This is a genomic window from Amycolatopsis sp. AA4 (assembly GCF_002796545.1).
GTDB lineage: Bacteria > Actinomycetota > Actinomycetes > Mycobacteriales > Pseudonocardiaceae > Amycolatopsis.
The window spans coordinates 111,119-129,984 of sequence record NZ_CP024895.1; the positions used below are offsets into that span (position 1 = coordinate 111,119).

Consider the following 18,866-nt stretch of genomic DNA (forward strand, 5'->3'; position numbering starts at 1 on the left):
TCGATGGTCCTGTCCCGTTCGTCCGCGGATCGCCTCCCGCAGCGACCCCCTTTCCGCAGCCGGAGAGCCGGGGCCGAGCGGACGCGCGGCTCGTTCTCTGCGGGATCAGCGGAGTTTGTCGAGCGCGCGCTGCAGTGCCTTGGCCGGGTAGGACTTCACTTTGCTGGTACCGCGCGTCACCGACGCAGCGGCGACGCGCGCCGACACGAGCGCTGCGGAGAGGCGTCGGAACCCTTTCGGTCCAGCCGGCCACTTGTGCTGCTCGCGCATGAGCCCCAGCAGCGCCGCCGCGCTCACATGGCTGTCGCCGTTGAGCAGATCAGACCCGGCGAGAGTGGTCAGGACCAGTGCGGTGTCGTCCAGCACCCGCTCGTCGCGCCCCTCGGCCCGCTTCGCGTTCTCGGCCGCGTCGCTGGCAGGTTCGCCGTCGCTGTGGTCCTCGGATTCGGCCGCTGCGGGGCTTTCGATGAGCAGCGGGCCCCGTGGCGGCGGCACGGTGTCGACGTGGCGGCGGACGAGTTCGGACACCCACTCCTCCGGTGTCTCCCCGGCGATGGCGGCGGAGAGACGCACCAGCCGCAGTACGTCGTGGGGGAGATCTAGATGGGGAAGCTTGGGCTGCATTCGGGACTCCTTCTGAGTCGAAAAGCGTTGCGGCTCGCCAGGATTGCGAGCGCGGGTCACCTTGGTACCAGGATCGTCGAATCTGCGCGGACCGGGACTATGCCAGGCGGGCACGAGGTGATTGTCGGCATGAACTCAGGTCGGCGCGCCAGCGCCAGCGCGGCCGGGGTCGGCCGCGGGCACCGCGATCGCGTGCTCCGGCGGTTCTGCCTTGCGGGCCACCATGATCACCGTTCCTCGGCTCCGTTGCCGAACAGCGTGGCCATCACCGCGCGGCTCAGTTCCGGGGGAACGGAGTTGCCGATCTGGGACTGGACGGAGTTGCGGCTTCCGGTGAACTGGAACTCGTCGGGAAAACCGAACAGTCTTTTGAGTTCGGGGATGCGCAGGCGCCTGTTCTCCCAGTGGAACGGGCCCGTGTACGGGCCGGGCTGCGCCTGAATGGTGGGGGAGGGCCGGTCCGGGTCCAGTTTGAGCAGGAACGACCAGTAGCGCGAGCGCCAGCGGAACAGCGGCGCCGGGTGTCCTCGTTCGGCCGTGTAGTGCAGGTAGTTCCCGCCGGGAGGGATGCCGGGCAGCAGGTGGCCGTACCGTCCTGCGACCTCGTCCGAGGGTTCCGGGCTCGCGGTCAGGCCTTCCAGCGCTTGGCCCGCCGTGACATGCGGCTTCCCGGGATCTCCTGGTACTCGGCGGTTCCGGGTGCCGCCGAACCCGGGCACGGGAAGCCCGGGCGTCGTCTTTTCGGTCTTGAGCACCCCGGTCACGAACAGCCGCTGTCGCGATTGCGCGACGCCGAAGTCGGCGGCGTTCAACACTTTCCAGGCGTGCTTGTACCCGGCGGCGTCGGCTTCAGCGAGCAGGCGCTGGAACGCGGGACGGCTGGCCCTGTTGTCGAAGGTCAGTGCGGAGACGTTCTCGAGGACGAAGCCGCGGGGCCGCGCCTCCCTCAGGACGCGGGTGAACTCCTGGAGAAGGCCGGCGGCTGGGTCGCGCCCTGCGCGTTTCCAGTCGAGCCAGAAGCCGGACTTCGAGAACGGGGTGCACGGCGGGCCGCCGATGAGCAGGTCGGGCCGCTCCCGCCGGGACAGACCCGCTGCCGCCATGATCTCTGTCGTGGGGACGTCGAGGATGTCGGCGCAGATGACCGAGCCGGCCAGATGCGGGAAGTTCTTCCTCATCGTGTCGGCGGCGTTGACGTCGCGTTCGACCGCGGCGCGCACCTCGAAACCCGCTTTCTCCGCGCCGAGGTCCAGGCCGCCGACGCCGGAGAACACCGAGATCGCGACGCCGCGGGTGGTCATGGTCGAGCCGCCGGGCCGTCATGCGGTCCGGCGGGCGGACAGCGGACTCCGCCCGTGGGCGAGCCGAGCTGCCAAGGCCATGTTCGCGGCCGCCGCGGCGAGGGTGCGCCGCCCGAGTCCGCATCCGGCAGCGATGCCCTCCACCGGTCCGCCCAGGGCGTCCGTGATCAGGACGAGCGCGTGACGGCTCTCGACGGGGTGGTCCTCGGCGACGACTCCCGCGATGACGTGGATTCCGCGTCGCAGCCGCAGCAGCGCCCGGTAGAACGCGGGGTCGGTGGAGGGCGGTGCGCTGCCGTGCGCGACGGGCAGGTGAACGGTGGGCATCGGGATGCCCCGCTCGGCCAGCGCGTCGGCCAGGGCGTTGAGGAACTGCACCGCGGCGTCGAGGTCGACCGGCGTGAAGAGAGGCTCGTGCTCGAGGTCGCCGTAACAGAGGTGCAGGATCCAGCGGGCATCCTGCGCTGCTTCGATGATTCCCGAGACCTGCTGGACAAGTTCGGCCGTCAGCAGCGGCCAGTCCTCGTGCGCGGCGCGATGGTAGGCGGCCAGGACGGCCGGGCTTTCCAGCTGCAGCTGGACCCGGTCGCCCCACCGGGCGGCGAGGGCGGCGACTTCGTCCATGACGGAGGCCTGCAGCGCGGGCATCCACTCATCGGCGGCCTCGGGCGAGCCGGAGGCGAAGACCGCGCGGTCGAACGCGTTGGGGATGCCGACTTGCAAACGGCGCGGGACGGCGCCGGTGTCGAGGGTGTCCAGGACGGCGAACACGGCCTCGGTCTGGGCGATGCGGCCCATCGCGAGGTCGGCGGGGTCGAGCTCGTGCCCGGGGCGGATCCGGTAGTAGGGGACGTCGTCGTATCCCTGGCTCGCGCCGGAGCGAACTTGTTCGAGCGCGGGAATCCGCGCCAGGTTGTCGAGCCAGTCGACCATCCACCGCGGGTCGGGCTCGTAGTACATCGCGGTCAACGGCGCGTCCCCGCAGTGGACCAGGGGCCAGGCGAGCGCGGCGCGGATGTCGCGGTGCAGCGGCGGAGGCAGCGAGCCGACCAGATGGACGGGAATCGACGCGGGGCGTCGGCGGGCGAACGCCGCGTTCGTGGTGATCGACATGACGGGAAGTCCTTCTCCGGGAACGGTTCGCGGTGCTGCGTGCCGGGCAGCGGCTCGGCGCAGAGGGTGCGCGAGCGGCACGAGGGAGCGGGGCCGTCGTCGCGACGCGGCGGCTGTTCGCGCCGCGACGACGGCCGGTTACTGCGCTGGGAGGGTGGTGTCGAGCCAGTGCGTGACGTCGCGGGCGGCGTCTGCGCCGTTGCGCGCCAGCTGCAGGTCGTGCCCTGCGCCGGGAAGCACGGAAGTGTGCAGGCGCGCGGCCGGGCCGAACGCGGTGGCCTGTGCCTGGGCCAGGGCTTGCGGGGACGCGCAGTCGACGGCGTTGCCCGGGGCGCAGAAGAGGCGGTCGTGGCTGCCGACCTGCAGCATGGTCGGCACGGTGATCTTGCGGGTGGTATTGCGCGAGAAGCCCTTCAGCACGACTCCGGTCAGCTCGACGGGCGAGGCGACGTCCTTGGTGGATTCGTCGTACCGGACGACTTCCGGGTCGACGTCGCCGGCGTCGTGGAACGCCGCGGCACGCGCGCCGGGCCGCGTCGTCAGGTACAGCGGGTCGATCAGCGGCCCGAAGGCAGGGTCCAGCGCGGCCGGCCACACTTGCGAGGTGAGCGTCTTGAGCAGCGCGCCGGTGTCGAGCTGGGAGGTGCCGCCGGTGAGCACAACGGCGTCGACGTCGTGGTAGGTGGTCGTCTCGACCGACGCGACTCCGGTGCCCATCGAGTGCCCGACCAGCGCGACGCGCGGGATCTGGGATCCGGTGACCTCGCCCGCTTTGAGCCGCCTGACGACCTGGTGCACGACGTCGGCCTGGCTGTCCACCGTCACCTGCGCGCTGAGCGGCCGGGAGCTTGTTCCCGACCCGAGCCGGTCGAGCGCCAGCGTGGTGTAGCCGCCGGAATTCGCTTGCCGGGCATAGGAATAGCGGCCTCCGGCGACGGGGTAGTCCCAATAGGACGCGTTGTAGGTGCCTCCGTGAAGCAGCAGCTGGACGGTGTCCTTGGCCGGGCCGTCCGGTGTGCACAGGACGCCGTGGACGGACACGTCGAGCACCCCGACTTTCGCCGGGATCGTGACGTCGCGGCAGGTTCGCTGCCCGGCGGCAGTGTCGGCAGACGCGGCGGGCGGGATCACGGCCGCCGCCAGCACCGTGGCCGCCGCGGCAGCCACTGCGGCGAACCTCCGCTGGAGCCGTCTGTTCCGGACAGGTGTGCGTGCAGGTTCCATTGTTCGATTCCCCCTGGAAACAGCGCCGCCCTGCCCCTGCAGCGCTGGGCGGCTGGTCGCAATGTTGTGGCGGCGCAGGAAGACTGCTGTCGTGCTCCTGCTGCGCGGGTGCCGCCGGGTGTTCCCGGGCGCGGGCGGCGCGCCCGGGAACGCCCGGCGGGGATAGTCAGAATCCGGTGATACGGGTGCCGTCCGGACGCACGACGCCCTCGCGGGTCAGCGCGTCATGGTTGCCAGCGGGCGACGCGGTGATCCGCGTCCCGTCCGGACGCACGACGCCCTCGCGGGTCAGCGCGTCATGGTTGCCAGCGGGCGACGCGGTGATCCGCGTCCCGTCCGGACGTACGACGCCCTCGCGGGTCAGCGGGTCATGGTTGCCGGCGGGGGCGGCGTACGCAGTCGCGGGAGAGACGGCAGCGCTCGCAGCGGCCGAGGTGGCCAGGCCGAGGGTGCCGGACACTGCCGCGACGAGCAGACCGGTGGCGAGCACCTTCTTTGTGTTGATCATTCGTTTCTCCTTGAGAGTTCATGGCTTTCGCCACGGGCGGGGTTGTGTGTGGACAATGGAGACAGCGGTGGTGCACGGCGGCTGCGGCGGGCCTCGCGGGCGGATGCCGCCGCCGCGGGTGGAGGGTGGCGCGGCAGCCGCGAGACGTGCCCGGGAGGGGCTCATGGCTCGCCGGCGATCCGTCCGGCTGTGTCGGTGGCCTGGGGCGCGCGGTGGTGCAGTGCGATGCCGAGCCATCCGGTGATCGCGTCCAGCGCCGCCCGGCGGGAGGCGGCCAGCGTGAGGGCGTGTCCGGCTCTCGGCTGGATGTAGGCCGAGAGGGGCCGGGAAAAGTTGCGTTGTTCGGCGGCTTTGAACGCGCCGGAGCTGCTGCAGTCGACCGCGGCGCACGACCAGGAGTCCTGCTGCCCGTTGGCTTCGAGCACCGGCGCGGTGATCGCCCTGGTTGCGGCGTCGGCGGTGCCGACTGTCGCGGCGTCGGCCAGTTCTGTGGCCGACCCGACGTCTTTGTGCGTTTCCTCGGCGCCGGTGATGACCGGGTCGGCATCAGAGGGGGAGTGGAACAGGGCGGGCCGGACTCCGGGGCGGGTGGTCAGCCAGCCCGGGTCCAGCGGCCGTCCTTCCTCGGCCGCCGGGTGCATGTTCGCGAGGGAATGCTGCACCTGGGCGGGGTCGATCGTGTGGGAGTAGGCGGTGAGCACGACGGCGTCGGCGTCGCGCGGGTACCGGCTGGCGGTCATGACGGCGACCAGGCTGCCCAGGCTGTGCCCGACGAGCGCCGCCTGCCGGTAGCGGCGCCCGTCGAGCTGCCCGGCCCGGGCCCGGGCGATGGCCTGGTGCACAGCCTCGGCTTGTGCGGCGCCGGTGACCAGGGTGCTGGCCGGGTGGCTGCTGGCGCCGCTGCCGATCGCATCGAGCGCCAGCGTCGCGTACCCGGCGGCGACGGCGCGGCTGACATAGGACTCCCCGCCGCCGGTGTCCAGATTGGACCAGTACGACGAGTTGTAGGTGCCTCCGTGCAACAGCACCTGGACGGCGCCGTTCCCGGGGCCGCGCGGCGCGCAAATAACTCCGTGGACGGACGCGTCGAGCTGCCCGGTGGACACGGGGATCGTGACGTCGCGGCAGGTGCGCTGCGCGGCGGCGTCGGCGGACGCGGCGGCCGGGATCGCGACTGCCGCGAGAACCGTTGGCGCTGCGGCGGCGACCGCGCCGAGCCGCCGGAGCCGTCTGTTCCGGACAGGTGTGCGTGCAGATGCCATTGTTCGGTTTCCCCCCTGAAACAGCGCCGCCCTGCCCCCTGCGAGGGCGGCGAATCACCGGTCGAACCGGTGCGGTGACACGTCGAAACGTTGCGACGGCAGCGGAATCACGTTGCCGGGTTGGGCTTGTTCGGGAACTCGCCGCGCTCGGCCCGGCCCCCTCCGGGCGCGGCGCAACAGCCACGCGATCGCCGGTCCGCAGCCGAGCGCCAGGACGAGCGTTCCCGGGCCGATCCCGCCGCCGTGCAGCGCGGCGTCGGGGCCGAGCAGCGCGGTGCCGACGACCAGGAACGCGATGTCGAGTCCGATGCGGACGGCCGCGATCCGGCGCGGACGGCCTTTGCCGAACGCGAGCATGAGCCCGTCGCGGGGCATCGGCCCGAGTTCGGCGGCGAGGTAGGTCGCGACCCCGGCACAGAAGCAGGCTCCTCCGGCGGCGAGCAGCCCGATCCGCGGAAGGACCGGGTCGACCGTCGGCAGCACGGCGAGCAGCAGGTCCGCGACGACCGCGGGGATCACGAACCCGACCACGGTGCCGACGCCCGGTCGGATCCGCAGCGGCAGGAACGCCATGAGCATCACCGCTTGCGCGGCGATGATCCCGCCGCCGAGGCTGAACCCGAACCGCTGCGCGATGCCCAGGTGCAGCACGTCCATCGGGGACATGCCGAACCGGGCCCGCTGCAGCAGCGCGATCCCCGCGCCGATGCCGACGGCGCCGACGACGAGCCGCGCCAGCCGGGACGCCAGCGCCGGAGCCTGCCCGGCCGGAACGGACCGGCGGTGCGCGGTCACGGGGTCCGCTCGCCGGCTCCGCTCGCCCAGGCGCGGGCGGCGGCGAGCATCAGGTCGTTGTCAGCGCGGGACCCGAGGGTGATCCGGACCCCGAGACCGGGGTAGGCCAGCACGGCGATCCCGAAATCGCGGCAGTGCCGCTCGAACCGGGCTGCGTCCTCGCCCACTGGAAGCCACACGTGGTTCGCGTGCGAGGGCGGAGGAACGAATCCCTGCTCCCGCAACGCGTCCAGCACGCGCGCGCGTTCGGCGGCCGTCAGGTCGCACCGCGCGCGCATCCGCTCGCGCGACACCAGCGACGCCAGCGCCGCGGCCTGGCCGACGCCGGAGACCTCGAACGGCAGCGCCGAGGCGGCGAGCTCCGCGGCCAGCATCGGCGGCGCGATCGCGTAGCCGACGCGCAGTCCCGCGAGCCCGTAGGCCTTGGAGAAGGTGCGCGTCACCGCCACGTTGTCGTGGCCGCCGGCCCAGCGTTCCTTCGCCAGCGCGACGCCGTCGGCCAGGCCCTCGGCCGCATATTCGACGTAGGCCTCGTCGAGCACGACCAGCACGTCCGCGGGCACTGCGGCCAGGAACCGGCGCAGCTGCTGCTGACCGGCGATCGTGCCGGTCGGGTTGTGCGGGTTGCTGATCACCACGACGCGGGTCGAGGGCCCGATCGCCGCCGCGACCGCGTCCAGGTCGACCGCCCAGTCCGTGCTCAGCGCCACGGTGCGCACCGGCGCGCCGGCGTGCGCGGCGAACAGCCTGTAGGCCTGGAACGCCGGGTCCGGCACCAGCAGCTCGTCGTCGGTCCGGGTGCACACCGCGGCCAGCAGGCGTTGCAGCAGCGCCGAGGACCCCGGCCCGACCGTCACGGTCTCCGGCGGCACCCGCAGATGCTCGGCGAGCGCGTGGACCAGGTCGGCGCTGACGGTGTCGGGGTAGCGGTGCACGTCGCGGACCGCGTCCATCATCACCCGCAGCGCGGCGGGCAGCGGCCCGGACGGCGATTCGTTGCCCGACATCCGCACCATCCCGACGGGCGTGCGCCCCGGGGCGTGCTCCGGCGCGGCGCGGACGCCGCCGGCAGTCACGCCCCCTCCCGCAGCACGGGTACCGCGGCCGGGCGCAGGCGCGCGTCGAGGCGGCCGCGCGCGTAGTCGCGGCGCAGCCGATGGACGCGTTCGTCGACGAGCGCGTCGAGATCGGGGCGCAGGACCGTGTCCTCGCCGAAGGTGCGGTCCGTGCGCGCCTCGAACCCGAGTACCCGCGCGCGGGGATGGAGGTTCACCGCAGCGTGGGCCACGCCGGGCGGGATCCAGATGACCGAGCCCGGGCGGTGCAGCACGGGAGTCATGTCCTCGCCGCACAGCGACGCGGCGATCCCCTCGACGACGATGACGACGATCTCGGACTCGGGGTGCTCGTGCGCGTAGGTGCTGTGCCCGCCCGGCATCTCCACCGCCCCGACCGCCAGGCGGCGCACGGGCGCGACGCCCGCATGCACTGCCGGGGTCAGCACCTGCTGCTGCTTTCCCCGCACGGAGGGCAGCTCGTAGACGTTGGTGTGGAAGGGTTTTTCCCGTGCCCGCCGGGGCTGCGGGATCGCCGGCACGGCCGGGTCCAGGTCGGCGCTCATCGCGCGCCCGCCGTCAGCCCGACCCGGAATTCGGTCAGCTGCTCGTCGACGTCGTACTCGGTGAGCACGGTGAGGCCGCTGGCCGTCAGGTTCGCGCGCACGTCGGCAGCGGTCGGCCCGGGCAGGCGCGCGAGGCCGACGAAGGCGGGCGGTGCCGTGTCGCCCGGCCGGTGGCGGGCCAGGTGGGCCCATCCGCTCCACCGGTCCCAGGTCATCACTACGTCGCCGTCGTCCGTCGCGGGTTCGGGCGACGTGCGCGGCGCCGGGATCGTCTCGGTAATCATCTGGTTCCCCCTTGGCTGAAACGCCCCGGGCCACGCGGTTTCGCGGTGCCCGGGGAACGTGAACCGGCCGGGGACGACGTACGGAAGGCGGGGAGGGCGACGGGGCCGATGCGACTATTCGACCCCCGCGTTCGCCGCCGGCACTGCCGTCGTCACGGCCGGTGCGGTCTCACGACCGGAGTCGATTGCTTCCTGGGCGGGATGGGGGGAGGTCGCGCCCGCAGCCCCTCAGCGGGACGGACGGCGTCCGGCTGCGACGCCTCGCCGGGCGGCGAGCGCCGCGGCGGCACACGGAAACAGCGATCACGAGGTCCCCCAACCTCCGGTGTGGCCGATTCCCCCCGAACCGGCCGACAGGCCTTCCGGCTGTGCCGCAGCACGTCCCGGAAGCCCCGCTAAGATCCACTCTTTCCCGGAAAACTACGCTGAGTCAAGTCCGACTTCACCGCGTCTACCAGCCCTGACGCTCCGCTGTCGGCCCTGAATCGAGCCCGTACGGCCTCCGGTTCGATACGCACAGCGACGATGGCAGGGGTGGTCCGGGGCGCTCGCGGGCGTTCTGCCTGCTGGAAACGATCTCGACACGCTATTGTGTAGAACACGTACCGAGGTCTTGACAGGTCGAGGAGAAGGGGGGGAGGGCATGCGCGTCAAGGAGACTGCGGGGTGGACCGCCGCGGCCGAGCTGGACCGCGATTTCGCGGCCGGGATCCGGCGCGAGGCGATCGTGCCTCCGCCCACCATGCCTCGCGACCGCGCCCCCGGCGAGCGCGTGCTCGCCGAGTTCTCCCGCGCGCGCCGGGCCGCTCCGCGCTACGAGCGCTTCCACGGCCGCGACGTTGAGTACGTTCCCGGCGGGCTGTCCGTGGTCGCCGGCAGCCCGGAGCTCGTCGGTGCCTTCGTCGTCGGCGCCGCCGCGATGCGGATGCGGGGGCGCCGCAAGGCGCGGGCGATGTCCGCAGCGCAGTGGCACGAGTACGACCTCGCCACGGTGGTGGTGACCACCCACCGGCTGTGGTGCCAGAGCGAGGGCGACTGGAAGAACTTCAACTACGACCAGGTCACCCGGCTGGGACTGGACGCCTCGGCTCCGCCTCCGGCGTTGACGCTCAAGTTCCGTGCGGCGAACCAGCTGCGGCTCAGCGGGGAATGGGCCGCGTGGATCGCCGTCGCGGTCGCCTACGGCGTCCACGGCCTCGGCGCCTGCACGCTTCCCACGCTCGCGCCCCTGCGTGCGGCGAACGCGTCGGCCGTGAAGGGCGCCGCGGGCGCCGCCGTCAATGCGCACGGCCGCGGTCGGCGGTAAGCCCGGGCGGTCCAGAACCGGCTTGCCACCGGTCCGGTCCGCCGATGCCTCGGTGACGAGACTCGGTCTGGCGTCCTCCGGGCGTACCGTGTTCCTCATGGAGGGCCAGGGGGAACAAGAGTCGCGGTTCCGCATGCTGCTGCCACAGGGGCGCCAAGCCCAGCACCTGGCGATGGGTTTCCCCGGGCCGCTGCCCGGGGAAACCGCCGACGACGACCAAGACCAGGCGCTGGTGCTTCGTCCCGATCCGCCGTGGTTCTTCACCCGCCGCGTGGCCCCGAACTGGGTACATGGCCAGAACCCCTGGGCAGGTGTGGACCGCGACGGCGGGCCGCCGCCCGGGGAACCCGCCGCCGGCAACGACGAAGACCAGGCGCTCGTGATCCGCCCCGAACCGGATGCCGCTCCCGCAGCCGGTCACGCCAACGCTCCTGCGGCTCACGACCCCGGCACCCGCAGTTCCGCTCGCAGCCGGATGCCACCGCCGGGAACCCCCGGCAGCCGTCATAGCCGACTCAACCATGCCCGGGACGCGCCGCGGACGTGGTGAGACCGCCCGCACGACATGCCGGGCAGGGATACCTCGACGCCCTCGCCGACATTCGGCGTCGGGGCCAGGGCCGGAACATCGGCCCTGGCGGGACGGCCGGGCCGACAGCTGCCGCGCGGACCGGAGACGACCAACGCGGTGAATCGTCGTCGGTCCGCTTACAGCAGCCAGAGGAACAGCGCGCCGCAGACGACGAATCCGGCGACGCCTCCTGCGGCGACCTGGCCGGGGGTGTGGTCACGCAGCACGACCCGCGACCAGCTGACCAGCGCGACCAGCAGTAGCAGCAGCAGCGCCCACGGGCCGTAGAGGAACGCGAGCATCGCAACACCGCCGGCGGACACGGCCGCGTGCATCGAGATCTTCCACTTGGCTGCCACCGTGATCGTGCCGGTGACGACGAGAACGGCGAGCATCGCCCAGGTCATGATCACCATGGCCGGGGGAGCGGACCCGACCAGCAGGATCGTCAGCCCGATCGCGGTCGACCCGAAGCACACCAGCAGCACCGGACCGCGGCCCTCGCGGTTGTTGACGTGATGGCTGTCGTACTGCCCGGCCTTTGCTCCGCGCGTGATGAACGCCATCGGCACCCCGGCGGAGAACACCGCCACAACCGCCCCCCACAACAAAGTCGGCCAGAGGCGGAATCCGGTCGCTTTGGCAGCCATCGCCAATGACAGCAACAGGATCACAGCCCAGGGGGCGAGGATTTCGGTGATCACCCGAGCGGCCCGCTGCAAGGTCGTCTTGGCGTGCGAGTCGCGGGTGGCGGGCTTTTGAGCGGTCACGGTGTCACGGGATCCTGTGCTGCGGGGGGGGCGGGCTGGGCGAGGGCGGCGGCGACCTGTTCGAGGAACGTCACCGACGCGGCGAGGTTGTTCCCGGTGCGGGGCGGGGGGATGCCGCCGGCGTCGGGCGGCGGTCTCCCGGCGCGCTTGAGGCGCAGGGCTTCGCGCAGGCACTCGGCCTCCACGAACGCGGCCAGTTCCGTGTCGGCCAGGCCGCGTTGCACGCCGGTCTCGAACATCGCGCGTTCGACGGCGGGGTCGAGGTAGTCGCGGATCCGTTTGCGCCCGTCCCAGATCTCGATCACCCGCCGGTGCAGCGCGAACGTCGTGGCCCACCACGGGGCCGGGTTGGCCAGCACGACCTCCGGGGTGACCCCTCGGTCTGGGTCGGCGAATTCCCGCCACAGCGGCTCGAGACGGCGGTACGCGCCTGCGTGCCGGAACCACGACCGCGCCGCCGACAACCGCGGCCCGAGGGCGGGCAGGACCAGACCGACCAGGGCGAACGTCACGCCCAAGGCCGAGAGGACGACCTCCACCTGCAGCTGCGACCACGGAGGCGGGCTGCCCGCCACGACCAGCAGGCTGTAGGCGATCTTGTGGGCGCTGTAGACGAGGCTGATCCAGCAGCCGATCGCCAACAGGCGCAGGCCACGACGCATCCACGGCCTGTCGGTGATCCGCGACCACCGCGACGCGAGCCGGGAGATCGCGAGCATCGCTGCGGCGAACCCGGCGGTGTAGGCCAGCAGCATGGAGGTCAGCCAGAGACCGAAATAGCGTTCGAGATGCAAGAAGTCCGGCTGCTCCGTGGCCAACGCGGCGACGAACCCGACGGTCATCGCCGCTGCGGCTGCCAGCAGAACGGCTCCGTGCGGCGCGAACGCCCTCCACGCCCGGCGCTGCTGCGGGATGACCGAGAGGAAGAAGAACAGCTCCAGCCCGGCGAACGCGATGAAGATCAGCCAGTGCTGGACGATCCAGATCACCTCGGCGCTGGCAGGCGACACCGGCACCCACCGCAGGCCGGAGATGATCGCCAAGGTCAGCGTCAGGAACGCCGACCACAGCGCCCACATCGCCGGCCTGCCGGGAGAGCGGATCAGGTCGACGAGCTTGTAGACGACGACGCAGACCCCGACGACGACGATGAACAGGTGGAAGACGGTGCCGATGCTGTCAACCACGCACGCGCCCCATCACGTCGTCCATCCGGTCCACGGCGTCGGCGGCCTCTCCATCGAGTTCGCGGGGCCCTTCCGGAACCAGGCGCATGCCGGCCCTGTGCCAGATGATGTGCGCGGCGAGTTCGGCGTCTCGTTCCTGCGGATCGGAGTAGCCCGCCCGGTACAGGCTCACCTGAACCAGGTCGTCGTCGCCGGCCCCGTCCATCCTCAGCGCGCGCAGCACGTCCGGATGGGTCAGCCGGAACAACGGCACCGACGGGTCCTCGCCCTCGACCCGCTCCATGCCCACCGTTCGCAGCAGATTGGGATTGAAAGGCTGATCTGCGGAGCCGCGATGACACAAGATCATGTGGCCCAGTTCGTGCAGAATGATGTGCTCGCGGAGAAGATCGGCGGCGGAGGCGTCGTAGATGATCAGGTCGACGGTCGGGCCCGGCAACCAGACCGCGTCCGGCGCTTTCACAGGCAGGGGAAGCGGCAGCAGCTCCATCGGGCGGCCGCGGTACGAGGCAAGACGAGCGGCGAATTCCTCCAGGTCCCACGGCTTCGGCACCCCGATTTCGTCCAGGACGCGGCCGATCGAACGGCGAAGCTCCCGAAGCTCGCGGAACCGGCCGATCGGCCCGCCCGGAGAGCGCTGTCGATCGCCGTGCGGCCCCGGCCCGCCAGTCTCGGTCATCCGGCCGAGGTCCCCTTTCCCCCGTCTGTATCCCCGGCCGCCTGCCGGTTGTGCTTCCGCTCGACGGCCAGCAGATTTGCGATGAGACCTCCGACGATGTCCTGGTTGTCGTCGCTGAGCTCGCCCGCGCGCATCAGGTGATGCCGCATTGTTCCGTCCCGCAGGGCGAGCAGGTAGCGTAGCTCGTTCATCGACGCCGCCGGGTCGTCGTCAGTGAAATAGGACGTCTCGACCCCGAAGAACTTGGCCAAGCTCGCCAGCGTGCCGATCTTCGGGTCGTCAGTCTCACCGATTCTGAGCCGCCGCACCGTCTGCGCGCTGATCGACCCGAGCCCCTGCTTCTCGATGCCCTCGGCGATCTCGACATCGCTCCACGGGCCGCCTCGCGACTCCGACCGCACATTGACCAGGTACTGGAGGCGGTCGGCGATCGTGCTGCCTTTGCCTGGTTCTTCCATCACCGACCCTTTCCCCCAGCGAACATAGATGTTGAGTTGAGCCTCAGTCTGCGACATCCATGTTGACTCGTGAATGACCTTCACTTTAGGGTGCTCACTGGTCGATCCACAACAACGGGGGTCGCCGAATCAGCGTCGTCCGTGCCAGTGGGTGGCACGTCGACGCAAATCCGGTTGCAGGTACCGCGGGGCGGGACACTCGCAAGCCTCCACGCGGACTGCATGAAGAGGGGGGAATGTGTTCCTGCCGCCGACAGCAGGGGGGAGTTAGCGCTGTCGGCGGCAGGACCATGCGGAACACGCCAGGGGGGTGACGTCCGCCTTCCCCACTCTAGTCCGCTGAGGTCTTCGACGGGCTACTTCGCAGACTGCCCGGCTCATGACTCACCCACAAAGCGGGTCGACGGCACATCAAGCGGAAATCAGGTGGAAGCTGTAGCCGACCTCACGGGACACCTCATGCGATCGATGCTGCCTTTAACCGCCGGGCAACATCAACCCTTGCACACGGGTCCGGGTGCGGCAGGCGATGCGGCGATCGAACCCGGGGCACGGGTGATCACGCTTCCCACCTGCCTCGCCCATGTCTGTCGGCCTGCGGAGAAACAAGGTACTCGGCGAGCCGCTTAGGGTGGTGCGCTCGCACTCGCTCGTCGTTTCGCGATCAGTGTGCGGCGCAAGACGGTCGCGGCGCTGGCAAGTTCCGCGAGATCTGGTTCTCCGCGCTCGTGGCAGCGAATGCACAGACGGCGGCCGGAGTCGTCGGTGGCGATCGGCTGGAGTGGCCTGTCGCATCCCTCGCACTGGGAGGCGCTGACGAGTTCCTCGACGAGTTCCAGGAAGAACGTGAACTGGCGCCGTCCCGGGGTTGCGCTGGTGAAGTCGAGAAGATCGAGCCAGTCCCTGATGCTCTCGTCGTTGGCGAAATAGTCGGCGTGCCCGGCGAACCCTGCGATGTGCTGCCGCAGGTCGTCGACGTAGTCCTTCCAGTACGGCGGAACGTCGGAGACACGATCGGACGCGCCGACCTTCCCGTGCCCGCTGAACTCGCGCGCCAGGGCGACGCGCTCCTTGAACGCCCCGCTGCGAGTCTTGCCCAGCGCGGCGCCGATCTCAGTCCAGGTCAGGCCGTGCTCACGGGCCAGGTCGAACCATGCTGCGCGCTCGCTTTTGATCCGGTGGTAGACGTCGTTCGCGAGGAGCAGGCCCGCACGCCCGTCCGCCTGGCGCCGCTCGGTCGGGGTCGGCAGCTCCGGGTCGACGTGGCGCGCGATAGGTCGGCGGGGGTCGACGATGTAGGCAAGCATCCCGTACGTGTCGTCCCGCGAGGGAATCCGCTCGATCAGATCTTCGCGGTCGGCGAGGTCGTCGACCCACCGCGCCTGCAGCTCCTCGACGGTGTCCGCGACCAGATCGCGGCGTCGTCCGCGGCCGTCGAGGACTATCTGTTCCCGCGGGTCGGGAGTCGCCCTCCGGCGCCCGCGTCGCCGCCCGGCCGAGCCGGACGCGAGGCGACGTCGGCGCATGCCCACCGCGCTCGGAGCGGTGACGCCCAGGGCCGGCGCGGTCTCGCTCTGGGTCGCATTGGTCGCGAGGTCGAGGTTGAACGCGATCAGTTCGGCTTCGAGGCGATCGCGGGTCTTGCTCAGGTCCTCCCAGACGACGAGCGCGGCCAGAAAGTCGGATTTCACCAAGGGTTCGACATCGTGCCGCCGGCGCAGTGCCATCAGGAACTCATAGGCCGGCAGATCCGCCGGAAAGTCCGTCGACCGACGCTCTCGCAGCTCCCGCAACGCAGTCTGCCAGGTCGGAACCCGGGGCGCTGCCCGCGGCGGTCGCGGCCAGCGTCGGCTGAGCGAAGCGATGACCTCCGCGACCTCGTCGGTCCTGCTCCAGGAGCCGCAGGTGAAGGGTTCCGGCGCGACGTACTGCGCCCGCAGCCGTGCAGAGGCGTCGGGGATGGGGGAGGGCAAGCGCCGCGCTTCCAACACCGACACGGTGGCCGCTGTGCTTCGTGCAAACAGCGCAGTCCATGCCGCGGCGGTCGGGGTGTACCGCAACTCGACCGCCGGATGTTGCTGCGCCCACACTTCGAGAACCGGACCGGGCGGAACACTGGCCGCGACGTGAAGGACCAGGTCAGACGGAACCTCGTCCCGAAGCCGGGACAGGAAGCCGATGGCATCTACGGCCGCCTGCTCGTCCAGGACACAGCGCTTCCGCTCGCCGAGGCGCGCTGCGATGCGTGCCACGGCCAGGCATTCGTCGAATGTCTGCTGTCGGCCGCTCAGCATCGCTGTCCGGCGTAGCTCCGACTCCTTCGACCGGTTTGTCGGATCCCGAACGCTTGCGGCGAAGACCGCGAGCATCAACCCACTCGGGATGACACGGTCCCCGGCCGGATCGGAGTCACCCGGAGCGTCGGCGGGAGCGCCGCCAATGGCGAGAAGACCGACCAGCGTCCGTGCACGACCCGCGAACCATGGATCGGCGATCAGGATGCCGGGTGGAGGGGGAGTGAACCCGGCTTTTCTCCATACCTGTGAGATCGTGCTCTGCGACAGAACCTCTCCCAGCCTCTCGGCCAGTGCGGTCGCTGTCGCGGGCTCCGCGCCTGGCGAGGTGACGGCCTGGAGGATGGTCTGCTCCCGCAGCAACATGTCCGCCGCGCAAGGAGCCGGCGTCAGCAACCCAGCGACCCGATGCCGCTCGAACCGCGAGCGCCATCGCGCCTCAGTTCGATTGAGGTTCTTGATCGACTCTGTGGTCGCGTTGCCCGAGCCGATGGCGGCAGCGGCGAGGACAATGCGTGCACGCTCGCCTAGCCGACCCGGAGCCGTTGCAAGAAGCGAAAGGATCCGGAACTCCGCTTCGGTGAGCCGCAGCGGAGTCCCGGGGGGGCTTTGTCCGGTCATGCCGAGAGACTTGCACATCAGGCTGCTAATTGCGCGCATTTAGACGTTGCCTTGACGAGGTCGACTCCCACGGCAGTTAACCTCACCGCCCTGACCTGCAGAAACTCTACCAAGAAGGGTGCGGCTTCTGCGTGGTGGCTCAGTGTCTGATTCCCCCGAAGGTTTCAGCAGGGAACCCCGAGAGTTCGACGGGGGGTTCGGCGGTGCGTGTGAATCTTTCGACCCGCAGGTCCAGCCGCGTTCGCCTCGGCAGCAGTGTCTGCGTACTGAAAATCTCTGGTGACACAGCGCGGCTCGTCCCGGCAGCGGTCGGAGATTTCAACCTGCAGACCATTGGCACGGACACTGAAATCTTCGGGCATACGACACTCGGACAGAGGCGAGGGGGATCCTTTGACAAAACGTCACCGTGACGAAGCACGTGGAGGTGAGTTCTCCAGCCCCGCCCGAATCTGATCGGGGGGCCCTGCTCGATTCAAGCTCTGCGCTCCGGGGGCCGACAACTGGCTGATTGTGGAGCCTGGCGCTGGAGACCGCGCACCGGCCGAACACGACCGGGGTGGAGTGCTCTGCCCAGCGCGCCCCCCTTTGTCCGGGCGACGGACCGAGAAGCCGATCCGTCGATTTCGACGGATCCGCACCCTGCCTAGGCCTCCGCCCCGTACCTTGTTTAACGGACTCAATCGGAGGGCGGGGCTACGGACCTTCCGTATAGAGGAGTGCCACACCTGGGCCCCGCACGACCCGAGTTCGAGCGACTGCGCCAGGGAGAATCGTATTCTGCGGCATCGACGGGGGAGCGAGAGCGAATGACACGAACACCACCCTTGTCGAGGCCGAAGATCAAAGCCGCCGAGCAGCAGCCCGCAATCGCCAGGCTCCGCCGACGGTTTCGTCGAACTGATGGTACCCATTGTTAGGGCTCCCCCGATGCAAGCGCCGACAGGCATGAGGATGGCGGTACCGTTTTTCGTGGTTCCTGATCGAGGCGCTGTGGTCTCCCCAGGTTCGGCACGACTCGAAGTGGCGACCTCGGGAAGTGACATCACCGGGGCCTGGTGGCCATCGACCTGCCGCTGACGAGGGGCACGCCGTGCGTGCACAGGTCAAGTCTCCTCGTGACGTGAGTGCCAGCGCTCGATGCTTCGATCCGAACGACCGGTGACCAAGCGCGGTATCGGTGTTCTTCTGTGGGCATGGGACGTGGGCAAGAGCAAGTATCACACCGTGGCGCTTAGCCCCCAGGACGGAAGCAGTTGGGCCCCCAACCGAACCGCCGCCCAACAGCGAACCGAACGCCCCTGCTCGACAAGCTCGCCGCCCACGGACTGCGCGCGACCGCGACCAGAACCGCCCCCGATCGTCGCGGAGCAGGTCGACAGTTACCCACAGCGCGCGTTGCCGGGGGGTGCCGTGGGGGCTTATTTGCCCGGGCGTGGGGCCCCCGTATAGGCCGATCTCTCTGTGGGGCCCCCGGCCGCGCGAAGGTCGACGACCGCGGCGCGTTCGTCATCGCCGACGCCGCAGGTGCTTCCCCTGCACTAGGTCGTCCTCGGCGACGGCGCCCTGGGCCGAACTGGATGCGCTGGTTCAGGTTCGACCGCCATCTTGCCCCCCCGAGGCTGCTATGTCGTGTCAAGCCGCGATGGTGCGGGGTCTGCGATTCGCGGACGGGGCTTTCGGGTGTGGTTCGCTCGAGGAGTTTGAAGATTGTGCGGGCGAGGGCGCGTTTGATGCATCGTTGCGCATCGCGGGACGTCTTGCCCTCGGCTGCGCGTTTGGCAATGTAGGCCTTGGTTGCGGGGTCGACGCGCATGCGGATCATCGTGATCGTGTGCAGTGCCCGGTTGAGCTGTCGGTCTCCGCCGCGATTGAGGCGGTGCCGGTGGGTCATCCCGGACGAGGCCGGGATCGGCGCAAGCACCCGCGAAGGCTGCGAACGCGGCTTCAGAGCGGAACCGGCCCGAGTGAGACCAGGGGCAGGCGGCGGGGTTGAGACTAATCACCCCTAGAGTTTCGTCACGTGACACTGAACTTCGCTACCAGCAGGTACGCCCGCACTAGGTGCCATACCAGCTACTTGTGTCACAGTGACAAAACTGGCCGCAACGCCTCTACCTGCATTTTCTAAAAGCCTGAAACCATAAAACTCTGAAAAGGCGTGGCCGTACGTTGCTGGCCTAGATGACGTCAGGTCGACACGCTGGGCGGCTGTTGCGAGCCCCGACTGCGGGATGCAGTACGGTGC

17 protein-coding genes and 1 pseudogene are annotated in these 18,866 nt (G+C 70.2%); 2 read left to right on the forward strand and 16 right to left on the reverse strand.

Going from position 1 to position 18,866, the window contains the following annotated elements; translation table 11 throughout:
* Positions 1-105: 105 nt before the first annotated feature.
* The 10 genes from CU254_RS41435 to CU254_RS43485 all read right to left on the reverse strand — a co-directional run bounded on the left by CU254_RS41435 (position 106) and on the right by CU254_RS43485 (position 8,732).
* Positions 106-624 (reverse strand): hypothetical protein, encoded by a 519-nt coding sequence (locus CU254_RS41435; protein ID WP_037719182.1) that lies wholly within the window; start codon positions 622-624, stop codon positions 106-108.
* 227 nt (positions 625-851) lie between these two features.
* Positions 852-1,925, reverse strand: coding sequence for a DNA cytosine methyltransferase (locus CU254_RS41440; RefSeq protein WP_009086148.1), 1,074 nt, complete (start codon positions 1,923-1,925; stop codon positions 852-854).
* Between the two features lie 18 nt (positions 1,926-1,943).
* A complete protein-coding gene (locus tag CU254_RS41445; protein WP_037719180.1) occupies positions 1,944-3,038 on the reverse strand; it encodes a hypothetical protein in 1,095 nt (364 codons plus the stop codon).
* A 138-nt stretch (positions 3,039-3,176) separates the two neighbouring features.
* Positions 3,177-4,205: an alpha/beta hydrolase gene (locus tag CU254_RS41450; protein ID WP_037719178.1), complete on the reverse strand. Its 1,029-nt coding sequence runs from the start codon at positions 4,203-4,205 to the stop codon at positions 3,177-3,179.
* Between the two features lie 223 nt (positions 4,206-4,428).
* A complete protein-coding gene (locus tag CU254_RS41455; protein WP_009086143.1) occupies positions 4,429-4,770 on the reverse strand; it encodes a hypothetical protein in 342 nt (113 codons plus the stop codon).
* Positions 4,771-4,931: 161 nt separating this feature from the next.
* On the reverse strand, positions 4,932-6,032 hold the full coding sequence (locus CU254_RS41460; RefSeq protein WP_009086141.1) for an alpha/beta hydrolase: 1,101 nt from the start codon (positions 6,030-6,032) through the stop codon (positions 4,932-4,934).
* 54 nt (positions 6,033-6,086) lie between these two features.
* On the reverse strand, positions 6,087-6,827 hold the full coding sequence (locus CU254_RS41465) for a YitT family protein (RefSeq protein WP_009086139.1): 741 nt from the start codon (positions 6,825-6,827) through the stop codon (positions 6,087-6,089).
* Entirely contained in the window at positions 6,824-7,903 is a 1,080-nt protein-coding gene (locus tag CU254_RS41470; RefSeq protein ID WP_009086137.1) for an aminotransferase class I/II-fold pyridoxal phosphate-dependent enzyme, read from the reverse strand. The genes CU254_RS41465 and CU254_RS41470 overlap by 4 nt, the downstream gene beginning before the upstream one ends.
* Complete coding sequence (locus tag CU254_RS41475) at positions 7,900-8,448, reverse strand: cupin domain-containing protein (protein ID WP_037719175.1); 549 nt, start codon at positions 8,446-8,448, stop codon at positions 7,900-7,902. Before CU254_RS41475 ends, CU254_RS41470 begins: the two co-directional genes overlap by 4 nt.
* A complete protein-coding gene (locus tag CU254_RS43485) occupies positions 8,445-8,732 on the reverse strand; it encodes a hypothetical protein (RefSeq protein WP_037719173.1) in 288 nt (95 codons plus the stop codon). Before CU254_RS43485 ends, CU254_RS41475 begins: the two co-directional genes overlap by 4 nt.
* Positions 8,733-9,375: 643 nt before the next feature.
* On the opposite strand from CU254_RS43485, the gene CU254_RS41485 reads away from it, so the two are divergent.
* A complete protein-coding gene (locus tag CU254_RS41485; protein WP_009086133.1) occupies positions 9,376-10,038 on the forward strand; it encodes a hypothetical protein in 663 nt (220 codons plus the stop codon).
* Between the two features lie 97 nt (positions 10,039-10,135).
* Entirely contained in the window at positions 10,136-10,588 is a 453-nt protein-coding gene (locus CU254_RS43490) for a hypothetical protein (RefSeq protein ID WP_158688147.1), read from the forward strand.
* A 158-nt stretch (positions 10,589-10,746) separates the two neighbouring features.
* Here the strand turns inward: CU254_RS43490 and CU254_RS41490 are convergent, their stop codons facing one another.
* From CU254_RS41490 to CU254_RS41515, 6 genes and pseudogenes are all read right to left on the reverse strand, one after another.
* Positions 10,747-11,379 (reverse strand): phosphatase PAP2 family protein, encoded by a 633-nt coding sequence (locus tag CU254_RS41490; RefSeq protein WP_009086128.1) that lies wholly within the window; start codon positions 11,377-11,379, stop codon positions 10,747-10,749.
* Positions 11,376-12,566, reverse strand: a complete 1,191-nt coding sequence (locus tag CU254_RS41495) for an MAB_1171c family putative transporter (RefSeq protein ID WP_009086127.1) — start codon at positions 12,564-12,566, stop codon at positions 11,376-11,378. Before CU254_RS41495 ends, CU254_RS41490 begins: the two co-directional genes overlap by 4 nt.
* Positions 12,559-13,245 (reverse strand): hypothetical protein, encoded by a 687-nt coding sequence (locus CU254_RS41500; RefSeq protein WP_009086124.1) that lies wholly within the window; start codon positions 13,243-13,245, stop codon positions 12,559-12,561. The genes CU254_RS41495 and CU254_RS41500 overlap by 8 nt, the downstream gene beginning before the upstream one ends.
* A complete protein-coding gene (locus CU254_RS41505; RefSeq protein ID WP_009086123.1) occupies positions 13,242-13,787 on the reverse strand; it encodes a helix-turn-helix transcriptional regulator in 546 nt (181 codons plus the stop codon). The genes CU254_RS41500 and CU254_RS41505 overlap by 4 nt, the downstream gene beginning before the upstream one ends.
* A 542-nt stretch (positions 13,788-14,329) precedes the next feature.
* Complete coding sequence (locus CU254_RS41510) at positions 14,330-16,618, reverse strand: hypothetical protein (protein ID WP_158688146.1); 2,289 nt, start codon at positions 16,616-16,618, stop codon at positions 14,330-14,332.
* A 1,693-nt stretch (positions 16,619-18,311) separates the two neighbouring features.
* Positions 18,312-18,600: pseudogene (locus tag CU254_RS41515) on the reverse strand (transposase); the annotation flags it as partial.
* Positions 18,601-18,866 lie beyond the last annotated feature (266 nt).

Coding starts and splice junctions, on each gene's coding strand:
- CU254_RS43490 (WP_158688147.1), top strand. CDS start 10,136: ATGGAGGGCCAGGGGGAACAAGAGTCGCGGTTCCGCATGCTGCTGCCA.
- CU254_RS43485 (WP_037719173.1), bottom strand. CDS start 8,732: ATGATTACCGAGACGATCCCGGCGCCGCGCACGTCGCCCGAACCCGCG.
- CU254_RS41475 (WP_037719175.1), bottom strand. CDS start 8,448: ATGAGCGCCGACCTGGACCCGGCCGTGCCGGCGATCCCGCAGCCCCGG.
- CU254_RS41510 (WP_158688146.1), bottom strand. CDS start 16,618: ATGACCGGACAAAGCCCCCCCGGGACTCCGCTGCGGCTCACCGAAGCG.
- CU254_RS41440 (WP_009086148.1), bottom strand. CDS start 1,925: ATGACCACCCGCGGCGTCGCGATCTCGGTGTTCTCCGGCGTCGGCGGC.
- CU254_RS41435 (WP_037719182.1), bottom strand. CDS start 624: ATGCAGCCCAAGCTTCCCCATCTAGATCTCCCCCACGACGTACTGCGG.
- CU254_RS41460 (WP_009086141.1), bottom strand. CDS start 6,032: ATGGCATCTGCACGCACACCTGTCCGGAACAGACGGCTCCGGCGGCTC.
- CU254_RS41455 (WP_009086143.1), bottom strand. CDS start 4,770: ATGATCAACACAAAGAAGGTGCTCGCCACCGGTCTGCTCGTCGCGGCA.
- CU254_RS41500 (WP_009086124.1), bottom strand. CDS start 13,245: ATGACCGAGACTGGCGGGCCGGGGCCGCACGGCGATCGACAGCGCTCT.
- CU254_RS41485 (WP_009086133.1), top strand. CDS start 9,376: ATGCGCGTCAAGGAGACTGCGGGGTGGACCGCCGCGGCCGAGCTGGAC.
- CU254_RS41445 (WP_037719180.1), bottom strand. CDS start 3,038: ATGTCGATCACCACGAACGCGGCGTTCGCCCGCCGACGCCCCGCGTCG.